Consider the following 17348-nt stretch of genomic DNA (forward strand, 5'->3'; position numbering starts at 1 on the left):
TAAAGATATACAGTTTCAACATTAACAGCATCCAGACATCTTCTAAACTTATGATTGCACATCAAGTGGATCAGGTAATGTAAAAGTTACACCTTTTAGTTGTAAATGGTATGCAATTAAAAACCATAATTTATTCATATTTGTTATGTAGTTATGTTTAATAACTATAGATACCTAAGCGCCTTATCAATATGAATACAACGTACACGCAATTATACATTGAGTATTTGCAAGCTCATTCCCTTATTAATAAGTATTTTCATATATCTTTTGAAAGAATGCATACTACATCAGGTACCATTGTATTCCATAGAAAAAGTGACGATCAGCATTTCAAATGCAAATTCATTATCAGGAAACATTTAAGGGATACTGGTTATGACATTACTCTCATATCATTGAAACATCAGTTCAGTTATATAAACAACGGTTGCATTAAGCGGTCTCATTTCCTGACATCGGAAACCGATCTGTTTCAGGAAAAATTAGCTCAACTTATAGATATTGTATAATAGTTGTTTTTATGACAACTTCCTGTTTACTTACCAGCCATTGCAATTCACAAGGGCAAATGTATTGTAAACGCAGTACCTTGCCCCCGCCCGGTTTCCACAGTAAATTGTCCGTTATGCGCCTTCACTATAATATCATAACTCAATGATAAACCAAGGCCTACACCCTCTCCTGTTGGTTTTGTTGTAAAAAACGGCTGCATGATCTTGTCTTTAATATCATCAGGAATACCAACACCGTTATCCTGTACGGTAATTTTAATCTGGTTGGCCTCCTGCTCAATAAATACTTTCACAGTTGGCTTGTAATCAATACTCATGGTTTCTTCCTTTTGTCGCATAGCATAAAAAGCATTGTTAAAAAGGTTAATCAGCACGCGCCCAATATCTTGCGGAATCAAACTAACCAAGGGTAAGTTTGATTCAAATTTGGTGATTAATTCAACATTAAACTTTTCATCTTTTAGTTGAACCGACTCGTACGTTAAATTAAAGCACTCGCTAACAAGCTTTCGCACATCTGTAAGTTCCTTTTGCCCTTTGTGCGCTTTGCTATGCTCCAGCATACTTTTCACAATGCCGCTGGCACGCTGCCCGTGCTGGTAAATTTTCTCCAGATTTTGGTTCAGGTCATTGGTAATGGCATATACACCTTCTTTATTGCCGCTTTGAATTTCATCCTTCAACTCGTTCAGGAGTTCAACACTTACCTCGCTAAAATTATTCACAAAATTAAGCGGGTTTTGAATTTCATGAGCTATACCCGCCGTGAGTTCTGCCAGCGATGCCATTTTTTCGGCTTGTATCAATTGGGCTTGCGTATCCTGAAGCTGATAGAGTGTACGCTCGGTATTTGCCTTTTCATTTGCAATTACCTGATTTTTATCTTTTAATATTTTATTGGCCTGGTTTAGTTTTTTCCGGTTGTGATTAATGATCCATAAAATTATACAAAGAGTAGTAAGCGCCGCCAAAGCCGAAAAAATAAGCCAGTTCTGCTGTGAAGCTTTACGCTGATATTCAACCTCTTTTTTAGAGAAGGTATAGTCTGCCTTTAAAGCCATTGCCATACGCTCACTTTCCAGGTTCCTGATGCTGTCTGAATAAGTTTTAAACTTTTGATAATGCAGCAGGGCATCTTTACCATTACCCATACTGGCGTAAACCGTGGAAACAGTTTCCTGTGCATCGCGAAGTAAGTATACCTGCCCTATTTTTTGTGCCAGTTGTAAGGCCTCCAGTGCATTATCCAGTGCCGGTTTAAACATACCCTGCTTGTTTTGAACTTTGGCCAGGCCAATGAGTGCCTTTGCTGTATACGTTAAATTACCTTGCTTTTTGGCCAATACAACCGTATTGTTAAAATGAGCAGTAGCAGCTGGCAGGCTATCTAACTGGTAGGCAATATCGCCCAGGGTTTTGGAGCTGCTCATCAGCATTTCTGCATCGTTGATCTTGTGGGCTAATTGGCTTGCAATGTTCAGGATTGTTAAAGCTTCACGGGGCTTATGCCGCTCAAGCATAATTTCACCGATGTTATTGTAGGCTATAATAAGTCCTACTGTATCAGCCGTTTCCTTGGCTATCCCAAGCATTTGCCGGTAATCGCTTTCGGCCTCAGGCATTTTGTTTTGAAAGAAATGGATAGTGCCTATGTTATTCAAAATACTACCCGTTACAAACTGGTTATGATCAGCCTCAGCTCCTTTTAAAGCTTCATAAAAAATACGCAGCGCGGGGCTGTAGTTCCCCTGGTTTGAATATATGAGTCCAATATTATTTTGAATGCCCGGCAAAGCGCTATTATAGCCGTTCTTTTTGGCCAGCTGGTAAGCCTGTTGATAATATGCCAACGATTTGGCAAAATCACCTTTAGTTTGATAGGCGTTACCTAAAATTTTAAAGGCCGTAAACTCACCTTTTAAAAAACCAACCGCCTTACAATACCCGGCCTGCCGATTAAGTAACGCAATAGCACTATCGGGATAAATATCAGCATATATAAATCCGAGTTGATTAACAGTAGCGAGATAAGAAGTATCCTTAAAATAGTCTTCCCTTTGCTTAAAAGCGTTTATTTTTTGTTTGAGATTAACAAGATTGCCGGCCTGTGCAAATGCAGTTACTGTAAACAATAAGGGTAAAACGGGAGCAAAAAAAAGATGAAGATATTTTTTTATCATTTCGTGCAAAATCGGCACAAATAAGCCTCATTAAACATACATAAACTTTTCCTAACAAAAAAAGACCTTTTAACCGGAAATATTTCTGTGTGAGCAAATTACACCGTATATTCACTTGAATAATCCCTTTATTTAAACCAAACTTAAACACATGCAAAACACAACTAAACTATTCCGTAAAATAACCGGTATGGCATGCCTTATTGCGGCTATTAACCTTGCAGGCTGTAGCTGTAATTCTAAAAACACCAGCAGTACATCCTCAGATTCTTCAGCAACAAAAGATTCGGCCAGCGTGAAAACAGACTCGGCAAGTGTAATGAAAGCAGCCCCGGACAGTGCCTCTTTGAAAATGGCCCCGGTTGATTCGTTGGCAAGCCCTACAAGCAATGCTCCCAAAAAGGATACTACCATAAAACCCAGGCCAATTGACAGAAAAACCAGATCATAGCAGTTAGTTATGAACTTTCCATTTTTTAGTAAAGACAGATGTTGTTTTATATTAAAAACAACCATATGCAGCATTGCATTTTATTTACTAATGGCGTTTTGTACCAGCGCTTACGGACAAGTTTTTTTCTATTTTGAAGCAAAGGTGCTTACTGCAGATAAAAAGCCTTTGACGTACAACATCTTTTTAAACTCAAAATGGGACGGATCGGCAGCAGCGCGGATAAACTTTAAAGACCCTGCTACAGGTAAAAGCCGGCTGGTTAAATTAAGTTTGGTAGACAATGATTTTCCGGATGCCAGCGATACCGATAAGGTGGTGAATCTATTACCTTTTGGGGATGCTTATGACGAGAGCGATAAACCTGAAAAAAACTTTATGTTTCCGAGGTTTCAGTTTACTAAAACTAAATCATACGGCAACTTGGTTGGTGCAGCCGCAAAGGTTTATTTTAGTTATAACAACAAACAATGGTATGCACCAATATCAAGTACTTATCAAGAGTTTGAATATCGGACAGACGGTCCTGCCGGCCTGAAAACACAGGCTCTGGTAAAACGCTTTTTTAATAAAAACGAGGCGTTTTACCAAGGTTATTTTAACATGAACAATCCTAAGTTTACAGCCGATGAAAAACGCAGAAAGATGTTCTTTTTGTTTATTGCAGCTACAGATGATCCCAAAATTGGCATAACAACGCAAATAGATCTCATACACTTTCAGGACTTTTTGCTAAGTGTTGACGGCGGAACTCCGTTAAATCCTGATAGATTGGGATTCACTATTAGTTCTGACGAGGTTTCGGGAAAAAACTTTACAAAAAAAGCTGTAAATAATGCTATTGATAAATTGAAACCCGGCCCAAGAGATATCGTATTTATATATTATAGCGGTCATGGTTTTCGTTACAGTGATGACACCAGTAAATATCCGCGAATTGCATTGGTAGCCAACGGCAGCCAGTCGCCAGATAATGATAACATTGCGGTAGAGGACATATATAAACGTGTCTTAAAAAAAGGAGCAAGAGTAACTATAGTGTTGGCCGATTGTTGCAATGAAAATTATGGCTCCTCGCCTCGAGAGGGTAAATCTCAGCCACAGTATGCTAACGCTCCGGCTTACACACCTATGAATTATACCAATGCACGTGCGCTCTTTTTGCCAAGCAAGTCAGTTGCTATATTGGCTTGTGCAGCCGAAAAAGATCAGCTCGCGGCGGGCAATGTTCAATTGGGAGGATTTTTCACTCATTTTATATACACTGAATTGCGAAACAGTATATATGACAGGTATGGATATGCCGAAGCTTCATGGACAAGAATATTAAACAATGCTAAAGAATACACTCGCAGGCAAGCATTAACTGCAGATTGCAAAGGAGGCCCTTGTGATGGCGACCGGAGCCTTCAGAGGCCATTATTCATAGTAACTACAAAATAGCTTCAAAAAAATATCAATAGTTACAATTTTTATAACGTTTTAACTCCACATCTTCGGCTGCAATATCAAGCAATCTTGTGTATGGATTGAGGTGTCACTTGATATTTTACAGATGATATGTCATCAGCTACATTTTTTTAATTTTTTTTTAAAATCTTTTAAGGGTTCAATCGTCTGCTTCAGAGATACTATTTTTTTGATTCTACTGCATATAATGGCAAAACGATTTCCGCTGATTATCCTGCTCTGGCTGGGTACAGATCTATACTTTTATCAGGTCGTAAAAACCTTATTTATTTCCGGCACCTTGTTAAGGTACTATTGGCTTCCAGACTTGTTATTAATAACAGGTATTGTTGCTGTATTTTTTTTACAACGAGGCTCGCGCGTTTGGCAATCATCGATAAACTGGCTCATGGGGCTGATGCTCCTGACTTTTGTTCCGCGTTTATTTTCGTTACCTGTTTTGCTGATTGAAGATATTACGCGTCTGTTTCGCGGGTTTCCGCCGAGGGCATTTTGGGTAAGTGAACTCACTGTAGCTATTGCCGCCGTGCTTTTCCTTATCGTTTTGTTCGGCATTACACGCGGCAGGCACTTTTACCGGGTAAGAAGAGAAACAATCAGGTTTGCCGACCTGCCGGAGGCTTTTGATGGATTCACAATTACCCAGATCACCGATGTTCACTCTGGTAGCTTTACAAATGCTTCAGGCGTACAGAAAGGGTTGGAACTGGTGAATGCACAGCAAAGTGACGTTATCCTTTTCACTGGCGATCTGGTCAATAACCAGGCATCAGAAATGGATCGATGGATACCCGCTTTTGAGGGATTGAAAGCCCCCATGGGAAAATTTTCAGTGCTGGGAAACCACGACTACGGAGATTACATCCAGTGGAAGAGCCCTAAAGCTAAACAGGACAACCTGGACCGATTGAAGGAGGTGCATACAGAAATAGGCTTTCGTCTGCTGTTGGATGAGTCGATCAGGCTTCAGAAAAACGGACAGTCAATCAGTTTACTGGGCGTTGAAAACTGGGGTAAGGGTGGCTTCCACAAATACGGCGATTTGGGTAAGGCGACTGAAGGAGTGCCCGATGATGCATTTAAGATTCTGATGTCTCACGATCCGTCACATTGGGAAGCCGTTACGCTCGATCATCATCAGCCAATCCACCTTACACTTTCAGGACACACGCATGGCATGCAGTTTGGCATTGAGTTATTCGGCTTTAAGTGGAGCCCTATAAAGTACGTCTATAAGCAATGGGCGGGTCTTTACCGGCGCGGAGAACGTTTCCTGTATGTTAACAGGGGATTTGGCTTTCTCGGACTGAAAGGCCGTATAGGCATGTGGCCGGAGGTTGCGGTAATTACACTGAAACGCCGGTAAATTTCGTTCTGCTTTTTACCTCAAAATCTCCAAAACAAAAATCCGATCTTAAATTGCTTTAAGATCGGATTTCCTTTGTATTCGCCCTACCTGTACAAATTTCGAACCTTTTCCGGTATGATTCGCGTTGTTGTCATTTATACTCTTTACCTATTCTTTTTTATTGATCAATGCTTTCCATGAAAACATGATGCCATAACCATAAGGACAATCCAAACAAATTAACGCCCCCTCTCTTTTTTGGTTTATAGCATCGCATTAACTTTTATTCCTGCAGTTTTTTTCTGAGTTTATTTTTTTAAACACAATAAAAATCTTCGTTCCACTGTCTGAAAATATTTGAAATGTCCCCCTTAACTGCTTTGACAGCCCCCGCATTAAGCTGACACCCATTGACTTGGCCGTATCAGCATTAAAGTTTTCTGGCAAACCAATACCATTATCGGCGATTTCTAATCTAAATAAATCACCATCTACTTCGCTGAGGTCTATAGAAATTTCGGCATCGATGATTTCTGGAAACCCATATTTGATTGTATTGGTAATTGCTTCGTTAAGTATAAGCCCCAGTGGTACAATTTGCTCTACAGTAAAATTTGATGGCACACAATTCACTGTGAAACGTATATTTTGTTGAACCGTTTGGTACGTATACTTGAAATACTGTACCAGCTCCAAAATGTAGGATCGTATTTCTATCATTTCAATATCAGCGGCCATGTATAACCTTTGATGAATCAGCGAAATTGCCTGAATCCGGTCCTGGCTTTCTCTTATGGCATCTAACGCTGCATTATTGCTCAACATCGATGATTGAGTCTCCAGTAGACTTGTAATCATGTGCAGGTTATTTTTAACCCTATGATGAACTTCTTTAAGCAACCAATCTTTATCGGCTACCAATTGCTCCAACATTTGATTTTTGGTATTGATTTCCAATTGCTTTATTTTCAAATCTATATTACTACGATTTTTCAGACGATAAGAGTGGTAAATAAGATAGGCGATTACCAGGCTAACGATGATCCCAATTATTGTAAAATTTCGTTGAAGACTCACCTTTTGCACCTCCCCATCTCTGGTTTTAGCCTGACTTTGCAGCAGTTTGATAGATTCTTCTTTTTTAGAAACCTGATTTTCTACCTGAATCTCTGTCAGTTGGTTAAGTGATTGCTGGCTAAGTACAGAATCTTTAATCGCACGGTATTTTAAAAAATGAGTTAAACTACTTTTAAAATTTCCGAGTGCGGAATCTGCTTTAAATAACAAATGTTGCTCTTCAGCTATTTCTGATATTTCTCTGCTGTAATTTGTTGAACTACATTTTAGAAGATATATTTTAGCCTCCTTATATCGATGTTCACCCATCAAAAATCTGGCATAAAGCAGGTAAGCTTCCGGACTGGTCAAATGTTCGACCGATGAAATTTCTTTTTTGAGTTCAGTTTGCGATTCTTTATCGTCACGGAGCATCTGCAAGTAATACCGTTCTGCCAGTTGCGTTTTTTTTAAATATGCATAAACATTGCCGTAGCTGGCATGGATCGCCTCAACAAGAAGCGGAAACTGGAACCATTCCCTCTCTATAGATTCTAAAAACGCCAGCGCCTCGTTTGCCCGCCCAAGCTTTAACAGCATATTTACTACCTGATAGGCAGTATAATAAACATCAGGAAAGCCCATTTTATGTTCATCGTCAAATACTTTTTTATAATAGTTTAACGCGTTTTTATAAAATCCGATTTTTTCATAGATAGTAGCCATTCGCTCGTAAGCTACTATGGTGTAGGCTTGGTCTTTATTGCTTGCGGCGGCCAGTGCGAGGTTTTCATAATCAAGTGATTTTCTAAAATCGCCTTTTTGATAATAGGCTGTTGAAATTAGGCTGTAGGTATGTAGACTGACTTTCTTTTTGAGTTTTTGAAAAATTGAGAGAATCCGAAGCAATCGAAGTAAGGCGGAGTCGGCCTGGTTAAAATGGAGATTCACCTCTGCTACATCACGCAAACTATATGCGGCGTCCTCCTCATTGCCGGCGTGCAGATAAATATTATAAGCATTTAGGTTATAAGTTATTTTTAAACCTTGCGTACTGTCACTTTCGGGTAAGGTTGTGCCGAGCTTAGACCAATAATCCGCTTCTTTAAGCTTATCTCCTATACGATGATAATAACCGATGATCTCCAGGTAATTTTTTTGACCCAGACTTAGTTGATTTCCGATAAAATAATTCTTTGCCAACACAATTTGAGCCTCATCGTGCCAATGTCTCGAATTGGCTGAATCAGCTAATTTACGAGCCCAAATGCCATATTCCTGACTGGTATCCAAATTGCCCTTGTGACAGGAATCATCGTATAAATAATATTCCGCGATAATGATCAATAGCCTGATTTTCGCCTCACCATACGCACTATAAAGCAAAAGCTTGGCTGTTCTGATATCGCATGCGGCAGCGGCAGCTTTACATTTTAAGTAAACGGCCTCCACGTGCCCCGGCACGTACTTCAGTTTCTTGCTCAACACATCTGCTTTTTCGGCATACTGAATACAGGTGGCATAACCTTCTTTGGTATTTAAACGCCAGTATCCACCTGCTATTCTTTCGAGCAATATTACCCGGTTGGTATCATTGGGTAAATTTTGTAAGCCCTGCACTAATTTTTCAGTGGGGACGGAATCGCGCGGAATACCTATTGGGTTTTTTGTATGTTGGGCTAATACAGTTGAGGCAAGCAAAATTAAACTGAACAGTAAATAAACGCGTCTCATAGCCTGACCATCATTTGATTTATATTCTATTCCATACGACAAGTATGCTGCCGGGTAATCTAATTGAATTCTTTATCCAGTTCGATTCGGAACTTTTTTAATTTCGCTATTAACGTTCGATAAGGAATGTCGAGTATTTCGGATGCCCCCCCGGGTCCGGAAAGTCTTCCGTTGCAGCTTTCAATTACAGTTTTAATATAATCAATTTCCATCTCTTTTATAGACTTCATTTTCTTTAATTCAGGATGTAACGGCTGATCTTCCGCCAACAGTGGTAATTCAATGTGATCTATAGTAGACTGTGGTGTTAAGATCACAGTTCGTTCAATAAGGTGTTCCAACTCCCGGATGTTTCCCGGCCATTGATAGTTTCTCAACGGATTAAGCGCTTCAGGTGAGATTTGTTTAACCGGGATATTGTTCAGCTGACAGAAGTATTTTACAAAATGTTCAACAAGTAGCGGTATGTCATCTGTTCGGTCCCGCAGCGGCGGAAGTAGTATGGGAAAAACATTCAACCGGTAAAAAAGATCTATTCTAAAACGACCTTCCGCCATTTCCTTTTCAAGACTCCGGTTAGTAGCAACAATAATCCTAACATCAACTTTTACAGATCCTCGTCCCCCAATTCTTTCTACTTCCCGTTCCTGCAGAACTCTTAATAATTTTCCCTGCAAATCTATCGGTAATTCGCCAATTTCATCCAGTACAATTGTTCCGTTGTGTGCTTGCTCAAATCGGCCGATCCGTCTTTCCAATGCACCGGTAAATGCACCGCGTTCATGGCCAAACAATTCCGTTTCTATCAGGTTTGTTGGAAGCGCTGCGCAATTCACTTTGATCAACGGCCCGCTTTTTCTTTGAGAATTATGATAAATGCTGTCTATTATCCTTTCCTTACCGGTTCCGCTCTCGCCACAGATCAGGACGGTGGTATCTGTAGGAGCAACGATTTTTACCAGTTTGAGCACATCCATCAGTTTTTTTGACTTACCTATAATTCCGTCAAACGTTACTTTGCTGGAAAATGATTCCTGAATCACAGCTGACTCTTTGAGTTTTTGCTTCTGTTGGTGAATGTGATCAGCAATGTCAAGAGCAACCAGTACATCGCGCTCCCGGAAGGGTTTGATTAAAAATCCATACGGCTCGGTTAATTTGGCAGCTGCAAGGGTATCCTTGTTTGAGTTTGCGGAAAGGTATATAAAGGCAATCCCTTGCCTTTTCAAGTCCTGGGCAAGATCAATGCCTGTTTTTCTTCCACTTAGAAAAATATCAAGCAAGACAAAATCAACAATCTCTTTTTCAAGAAATCTTGTTGCATCGCTATAAGAATCAGCTAGGTGAGGCACTTCATATCCGGCCTTTTCCAGAATAATCCTAACATTATTGGCTTCTACAAAATTATCCTCAACTACCAATATTTTTTTACTCATATATAAATTTACTAATCTAATCCCATATGTCAGTTCAGAAGATATCTTTTGCTTTCAGTATCTTCCAATAGTTAAATTGGCCAAAAAGAATCTAAAACATCAATCTCACCTGTCAAAAGAAAGGTCCTTTTTTATTTTTAACTTTCTCATTTTAGAGTTTAAAGTTGAAGATGGTACACCCAGAATTTGAGCTGCCCCCCCTTTACCAAAAATTTTCCCTTTACATTGCTTCAATGCGCGAATAATCAATTCCCTTTCGCTTTGTTCAATTGTTTTAAGAGCTGCCCAGTTTTCATCCAAAATCGGATCTAAGCGCTGATGAGAAGGTAAACGAATATTCGTAATCGTATTTCCGGTTGTTAAGAGCAGGGAACGTTCTATAAAATGTTCCAGTTCACGTACATTTCCCGGCCAGTTGTAGGCTATCATTTCCTGAAGGGCTTCAGCTGAAATTCCGGTCACCTGCTTACCTAAATTCCTGTTGAGCTTCTTCACGAAATAAGTAGCAAGCATTGCAACGTCTTCCGGGCGATCCCTAAGGGGGGGCAATGTTATCGGAAACACATTTAACCGGTAAAACAAATCGCACCTAAACCGTCCATCGCTCACCTCCTTTTGTAAATCCCTGTTTGTTGCGGCTATAATGCGAACATTAATTTTTACAGGTTTTTTACCACCGATACGCTCAATTTCTCTTTCCTGTAATGCCCGTAAAAATTTCACCTGTAACTCAACAGGCATTTCCCCTATCTCATCTAAAAACAAAGTTCCATTATGGGCGAGTTCAAACTTTCCAATTTTCCGGTCGATAGCGCCCGTGAAACTTCCCTTTTCGTGGCCAAAAAGTTCACTTTCAATTAAACTTGCCGGTAACGCGGCACAGTTTACCCGAACCATCAAATTATCCTTTCTTTGTGAGTTATTGTGAATGGCCTTAGCAATCAATTCTTTTCCAGTTCCTGTTTCACCAAGAAGTAAAACAGTGCTATTAGTACAGGACACCTGCGACACCATACGAAACGTATTCTGCATTGCCGCACTATTGCCAATGATCTCGCTGTAGTTGCTCCCTATTGCTTCATGCAGGTATTCATTTTCATATTGCAGCCGCTGTTTGTAACCTTGAATTTCACTTAATTGACGGGATATTTCTTCGTTTGCAAGTGCATTTGCCAATGCAATAGCTATTTGTGCAGAAATCCCTTTTAAAAGCCTGTCGGTGATACATCCCTTATGGATGAGTAAAACCCCTACATCTTCATCCGCGACACGTAGTTTAATACCTAATATTTTTTTTGCTTCAATTGCATTCCAAAAAGCTCCTGAAGGAATCGAGTAATTTTTATTATCAATGACCTCATGAGCCAAAAACTCAACGGGATTGTCTGCTCTGAGCACAGCCGTTATTAAGGAACATTTTAAAGTAATGTCCTGCGCCTGGAACTGGCTAAATGTTTCTTCTCTTATTGCCGGATCATGTAAAAAATAATGGTAGTTCTTCTTGTCGTTGTTTCTAACATATATAATGTATTCCCCTGCGTGAAAAAGCCTGTTCAAACTCTGCTGGATAATGAATTTTAATCCATTGATATCTCTGGCAGCAGCAAGCTGATTACTGAATGATAACAACAGGGATTTTTCAGCTTCTTTTTTGACTATATCTTCGTTAATCAAGATTTTATCTGCGGCAACATTGATCTGATGAGCGATGCTGATAATCATCTCCACTTCTCTGGACTTGAAAAAGTTAGCCCTATTCATCCCAATAACCAACATACCTATGAGCTCTCGTTCTTGCCTTAATGGAACAACAACCGCAGACCTGACCGATCCGTTTCCAATCGAATTTTGGATTGCCCTGAACCAATGATTTTGCGGTAAAGTGCATATATCCGGAAACTCCAGCGATTTTTTATCTTTGAGATGATGCGTCCAATCCGATGTAATTATTTTTAGGTTTAAAAGCTGTTCTGGTGTACCGACTAATTCATCCTCAAATGATGAATTTTTGAAATAGAATTCAGTGGTTGCTGAGTCATTGCTTGCCAAACCAATAAAGCATTGCGAAGCGGGAAATAGCTCCCTCGATTTTACAGCCAACACTTTTACCAGATCGCCTCTTTTTTTAACCGTAGCAAGTCCGCGGCTGATCTCGAATAAAATTGATTTTTCAAAGTTTATCTGAGCAATCCGTTCATCTTTAATCAGGTTGGACAGCGAGATGGCAATGTGTGAGCAAAGCGAGGCGATCAACTCAAAATGTGCCGACCCTACAGGATGCATATTCTTCGAATAAAACATAGCTGCACCCAGTGTTGCTGAGTTGGTTTTTAAAGGAAAGGCTGTGAGCTGGTTAAATCCTGCTTTTATCCATTCCTGGTTCAACCCCTCAAATGAAGATAAGGCCGGGTGGTTGGTTAAATTAAACACTGTTGGGCGTTCTCCCCGGATAATTAATTCTGTAAGTTCCTGAATTTCTTTGTAAGAAGTATTTAGATCGGTGTCTCCTCCCTTTAGGACCATGATCATATTGACATTCTTTGTAAAAACCCGTAAGATCGGAGCTCCCGAAGTGTCGCACAAATAAATGTTAAACTCATCGTAATAGAACAACTGCCTGAATACGGTCTCAGAAAGATTGATTAACTCCATTTTAGTTTGAGCAGCAGCGATCTGATTAAAAATGTCAGGAATGGAAACATCTTTTAACTCCAGATCACTTAAGTCAGGCAGTTGAGGATTGTCAAAAATTGTTTTTACCATCATGCAAGAGGCTTTGACCACCTATTACAAGTCTTGTTCCATTGTTAACATATTGAAAATATGATAAATACAATTTCGATACATCAATTAAATTATTGATATTTCAACAATTTTACCAAAATTTGTTTATCAATTGAATGGTATGAAAAAAGAAATTAAAGATGAAACTGCCATACTGATCAAACGTGTTATACCGGAATTTGCCAGCGTGTTTAGTGCTGCAAAATTATTAGGACTAACATATAAGCAGGCTTCGTTAACTATAGCCTGGAAAAACAGATCAATTCAACAAACGCTTTCCGTTGGCGATGATGGTCAAATTAAAGCGGCACCAGAGCCTCCTAATTGGTTTCTTTGGTCTGATCATATTGCTATGGAAGATAATTTTGGATTGTATCAATGGCAAAACAATGATCGCAAATTGGTTAAATTAATTCCTGATGCCAGTATTGGTACTTTTTATCTACCCTTGCACGTATCCTCAAGCATAAAATGTATTGTAGAATTCAAGGATATGGTTACCACAAGATTTGCAAAAGATACTTTAAAGATTGTTGCTGATATTTTCGTTTTAGCTGCTCGTGATATAATCGGGTTAGATACAAATGAAAAACGAGCAAAAGAAACCCGTTCAAAGAATTACCGCGACGAAAGAAAAGGTCCTCAGGAATCTTCGCGCTCTGACAATGATAATTCTAAACTACTAAAGCTCAGCGAAGAAACTTCGCGTAGTGAAACTATGCGAGCTGTTATAGATACGATAACCCTGGTTGCCTCAACAAACAGCACGGTGCTCCTGCTTGGTGAAACTGGTGTGGGCAAAGAGCTTATTGCGAATACTATTCATTTGGCATCGCAAAGAAGTAATGCTTCAATAGTTAAAGTCAATTGCGCAGCAATACCCGGAGAATTGATGGAGACGGAATTATTCGGGTACGAAAAGGGAAGTTTCACTGGCGCAACCGACCGTAAGATCGGGATGTTTGAGGCTGCCAACCATGGCACACTTTTCCTTGATGAAATCGGAGATTTACCTATACACCTGCAAGTCAAACTATTACGTTCAATTCAGGAAAGAGAAATTGTCCGGATCGGAGGAACGAAGCATATCAAGATTGATGTCCGCATTATCGCTGCAACAAACAAGGATTTAACGAAAATGGTAAACGAAGGATTGTTCAGAGCAGATCTTTACTATCGGCTTTGTGTAATCCCTATCTCTATACCTCCTTTGAGAAAAAGATCAACAGACATACCTTCGTTGGTAACTGACTTTATCATGAAGTTCAATAATCAGTTTGGAAAACGTGTACAAGGAACATCAGCGAAGGTTATGAAAACACTGCTTGACTATCATTGGCCCGGAAATGTCAGAGAATTGGAGAACTTGATTGAACGTCATGTTTTATTAACAGCAGGCTCCATGATCAGACATATTGATTTACCGGCAGAGGTTGGGAAATTACAGGGGAAAACACCGGGTATCACTCCCTTTTTATCGCTTCAGGAAAATGAACGCCAGCATATTTTAAAGGCGCTGGCAAAAACAAAAGGTAAACTATTTGGAGATGATGGCGCTGCAAAATTATTAGATGTGAATATTTCCACGCTAAATTCGAAGATCAAGAAATTAGGTATTCAAAAGAAAACCATCGTGAAAATCCGGATAAAATAACAATAACGAAATAGAACAAATTGACGAAATAAGACAATCTATATACATTAAATACAGCATAAATCACTATAATCAAGTATTTAGGTTACAGGCACGCCTATTGTATATACATACACCCAAACGCAGTATAATAAAAACTATGTTGAAAAGATCAGCGGCAAAACTCAGAAACACCGTTTAGATATTGCAAAGTATTTACAGGCAACAACTTAATTATATGATTATAACGACAATTCTCTTTTCAATATCTTAATATCTTTAATTATGGATGTACCCCTATGCTGAAACTTCCAAAAAGCCGACTGCCGCGTTAATATGCAATTGGCAACAAGAATGCCTTTTTCGCCATTACAGGTTTCAATCAAATGAATATACTTAAAACACGATTCAAGAGCATCATATACCTGATCAATAACAGTTAAACTGATAGAACATGCCGGAAAGTTATGGTTATTTTGAAGGCAAAGTAAACCGTTGCTATTAATCAAAAAATCATGATCATAACCTGAGTTTTGCAAAGCAATAATTCGTTTAGTGAATGAATTATTAAGGATTTTGGGTTGTTTAATAATTGTGTTCATAATAGGGGTTGTTTTAATATTCACAAGTACACATTAAAAACCAAGCCAATATATTAATTAATTGATTATCAAAACATTGCAGATAATTCAAAAATTAAAGTGGCGAAATAACACCAATGATATTTCCGATTTGCTATATATCGCAAATAACAACTATTTAAAACCTTGATTACCAATATTTCGACTTGGTAGCATATTTGTTTTATAAAAAACACTTAGCAAATCATACAAAAAATGAAGACCATTAATTTTGTTTTGGCTTTGAATTGCTATAAACACTAGTTTTTGATGAAGACTCAACTTATAGTTAAATAAGATAATATGAAACAAGTTACCATCGAGCAATTAAAAGCTATCGAAGTTTTTGGTGGAGTACCTGATGAACAATTGGAATGGCTGCTGTCTGTTGGTACAAGCCAAGAATTGGAGGCCGGTGAAGTGCTGGTTACCGCGGAAACATTACTTGATCAGATGTATATAATTATATCGGGCAAAATCCGCCTTGGCCTGATCCAAAAAAAACAGTTTAAAGAAGCTGCAGTTATCGAAGGCGGATCAATTTTGGGTTATCTACCCTTTTCGAGAGCCACAAAATCAATAATCACGGCAGAGTGTATCCTGGCGTCCTTGATATTTACTATACCTGCAAACAAGATCAAGGCGGCAATACGCATGCATTTCGAACTGACCGAAGCATTAGTTCATGTGATGACTAACCGGGTGCGTAATTTCACCAGCCAGCAGCAGCAAATAGAAAAACTTGTAGCGCTGGGTAAACTTTCCGCAGGCCTTGCCCACGAGCTTAACAACCCCGCTGCATCCATTGTACGGAATGCAGCCTTTCTGAACAGTCAGATAGAGAATTTTTCAGGAATATTTGAGCAAATGGCTGCATTATGTATCGACTCTCAAAAAGTCAAGCAATTAGATCAGACATTAGTCATGATTATGAAGCAAAGAGATCGCTCTTTGCTTACTTTGAGGCAGCGTTCAGAGTTGGAAGATATTTTGAGTCTGGAACTGCAAAATCAGCAGATAGAGGATGATGAACTTGTTGAAACGCTCGCTGATGCCGGACTTCAACCGCAAGAAATTAACCGGATTATTCAGATCGTGCCCTCGGGAAGTTTGCAAACAGTACTAAACTGGTTGAAATACCAAATTTCCCTAAGTCATACTGTAAAGGATATCAAGGAGGCGTCAGAGCGTATTTCCGGTTTAATTACTGCTGTAAAAGGCTTTAGTCATATGGATAATGGTGTCGACAAGCAATATATCGATGTTCACAAGGGGCTCGAAAATACGCTTGTAATTATGGATTATAAATTGCGGATGAGTAAGGTTGCCGTAGAACTTGATTTTGAAAAAAATTTGCCACTCATTAATGCCATTGCCGGCGAGCTCAATCAAGTGTGGACCAACATTATTGACAATGCTATCGACGCGCTGGAACCCGGTGGTGGAGGTAAAATTGAAATAAGGACAGGTAAAGATGCTCAAAATATTTACGTCTCTATAAATGACAATGGTCCTGGCATACCAGAAGATATTCAATCCCAGATATTTGATCCTTTTTTTACTACAAAAGAAATGGGTAAAGGAACGGGACTTGGGCTGGATGTAGCGATGCGCATCATTACACAACATCAGGGTAGCATTCGTGTTAACTCCAACAACGCCGGTACATCTTTTGCAATTTGCCTGCCTATTGAAAACAATTCCTATAATCAAAGTCATGGAAAATGAAATTGGCGATTCCGCCACCTAAAATTTAAACATGGCCAATTCGATTGGTCCATTATATCATATCTTCAATATTCCGTTTTTAATCCAAAACTAACTCCCCATTTGTAGTAATTTATTAAATCACCGTTATAATCATTGCTTTCAGTAGCTGCACGAAACTTAGAAGCGGCCAGCAACCTTATCCCGGTAGCGTTTAAATAGTTAAGTAGTTCTTCCTAAGAATAAAATACTGCTTATTTAAACTGTCTGGATCCATAACAGTTCTGAAGCGGACTTGATTGCACAGGTGTCCGGCTCAAACGAGAATAATTTTTGGTTAAGGAAATAGGATAAAAATTATTCTTTCTCCTATCGCATTATCGCAGACATTTCTGCCGAATAAAAACAGCGACT

10 protein-coding genes are annotated in these 17348 nt (G+C 39.2%); 5 read left to right on the plus strand and 5 right to left on the minus strand.

What is annotated here, in order from left to right:
* Positions 1–559: 559 nt before the first annotated feature.
* Entirely contained in the window at positions 560–2647 is a 2088-nt protein-coding gene (locus tag QWZ01_RS00085) for a tetratricopeptide repeat-containing sensor histidine kinase (RefSeq protein ID WP_290321162.1), read from the minus strand.
* 199 nt (positions 2648–2846) lie between these two features.
* Here QWZ01_RS00085 and QWZ01_RS00090 point away from each other — a divergent pair, with 199 nt between their 5' ends.
* From QWZ01_RS00090 to QWZ01_RS00100, 3 genes are all read left to right on the plus strand, one after another.
* Entirely contained in the window at positions 2847–3146 is a 300-nt protein-coding gene (locus QWZ01_RS00090) for a hypothetical protein (RefSeq protein ID WP_290321163.1), read from the plus strand.
* A gap of 9 nt (positions 3147–3155) precedes the next feature.
* Positions 3156–4589, plus strand: coding sequence for a caspase family protein (locus QWZ01_RS00095; protein WP_290321165.1), 1434 nt, complete (start codon positions 3156–3158; stop codon positions 4587–4589).
* Between the two features lie 214 nt (positions 4590–4803).
* Positions 4804–5982: a metallophosphoesterase gene (locus QWZ01_RS00100; RefSeq protein WP_290321166.1), complete on the plus strand. Its 1179-nt coding sequence runs from the start codon at positions 4804–4806 to the stop codon at positions 5980–5982.
* A 258-nt stretch (positions 5983–6240) separates the two neighbouring features.
* On the opposite strand, the gene QWZ01_RS00105 is transcribed toward QWZ01_RS00100, so the two are convergent.
* The 3 genes from QWZ01_RS00105 to QWZ01_RS00115 all read right to left on the minus strand — a co-directional run bounded on the left by QWZ01_RS00105 (position 6241) and on the right by QWZ01_RS00115 (position 12956).
* Positions 6241–8796 (minus strand): tetratricopeptide repeat-containing sensor histidine kinase, encoded by a 2556-nt coding sequence (locus tag QWZ01_RS00105; RefSeq protein WP_290321167.1) that lies wholly within the window; start codon positions 8794–8796, stop codon positions 6241–6243.
* 17 nt (positions 8797–8813) lie between these two features.
* Complete coding sequence (locus QWZ01_RS00110; RefSeq protein WP_290321168.1) at positions 8814–10190, minus strand: sigma-54-dependent transcriptional regulator; 1377 nt, start codon at positions 10188–10190, stop codon at positions 8814–8816.
* A 105-nt stretch (positions 10191–10295) separates the two neighbouring features.
* The gene (locus QWZ01_RS00115) at positions 10296–12956 is read right to left on the minus strand and encodes a sigma-54-dependent Fis family transcriptional regulator (protein ID WP_290321169.1); all 2661 of its coding nucleotides are present in this window, start codon (positions 12954–12956) and stop codon (positions 10296–10298) included.
* A gap of 139 nt (positions 12957–13095) precedes the next feature.
* Between QWZ01_RS00115 and QWZ01_RS00120 the strand changes: the two genes are divergently transcribed.
* Positions 13096–14628, plus strand: a complete 1533-nt coding sequence (locus QWZ01_RS00120; protein ID WP_290321170.1) for a sigma-54 interaction domain-containing protein — start codon at positions 13096–13098, stop codon at positions 14626–14628.
* 221 nt (positions 14629–14849) lie between these two features.
* On the opposite strand, the gene QWZ01_RS00125 is transcribed toward QWZ01_RS00120, so the two are convergent.
* On the minus strand, positions 14850–15209 hold the full coding sequence (locus tag QWZ01_RS00125) for a hypothetical protein (protein WP_290321171.1): 360 nt from the start codon (positions 15207–15209) through the stop codon (positions 14850–14852).
* A gap of 321 nt (positions 15210–15530) precedes the next feature.
* Here QWZ01_RS00125 and QWZ01_RS00130 point away from each other — a divergent pair, with 321 nt between their 5' ends.
* Positions 15531–16955 (plus strand): ATP-binding protein, encoded by a 1425-nt coding sequence (locus QWZ01_RS00130; protein ID WP_290321172.1) that lies wholly within the window; start codon positions 15531–15533, stop codon positions 16953–16955.
* Positions 16956–17348: the final 393 nt, after the last annotated feature.

Origin of the sequence: Mucilaginibacter aquaedulcis (genome assembly GCF_030409325.1) — a bacterium.
Classification (GTDB): domain Bacteria; phylum Bacteroidota; class Bacteroidia; order Sphingobacteriales; family Sphingobacteriaceae; genus Mucilaginibacter; species Mucilaginibacter aquaedulcis.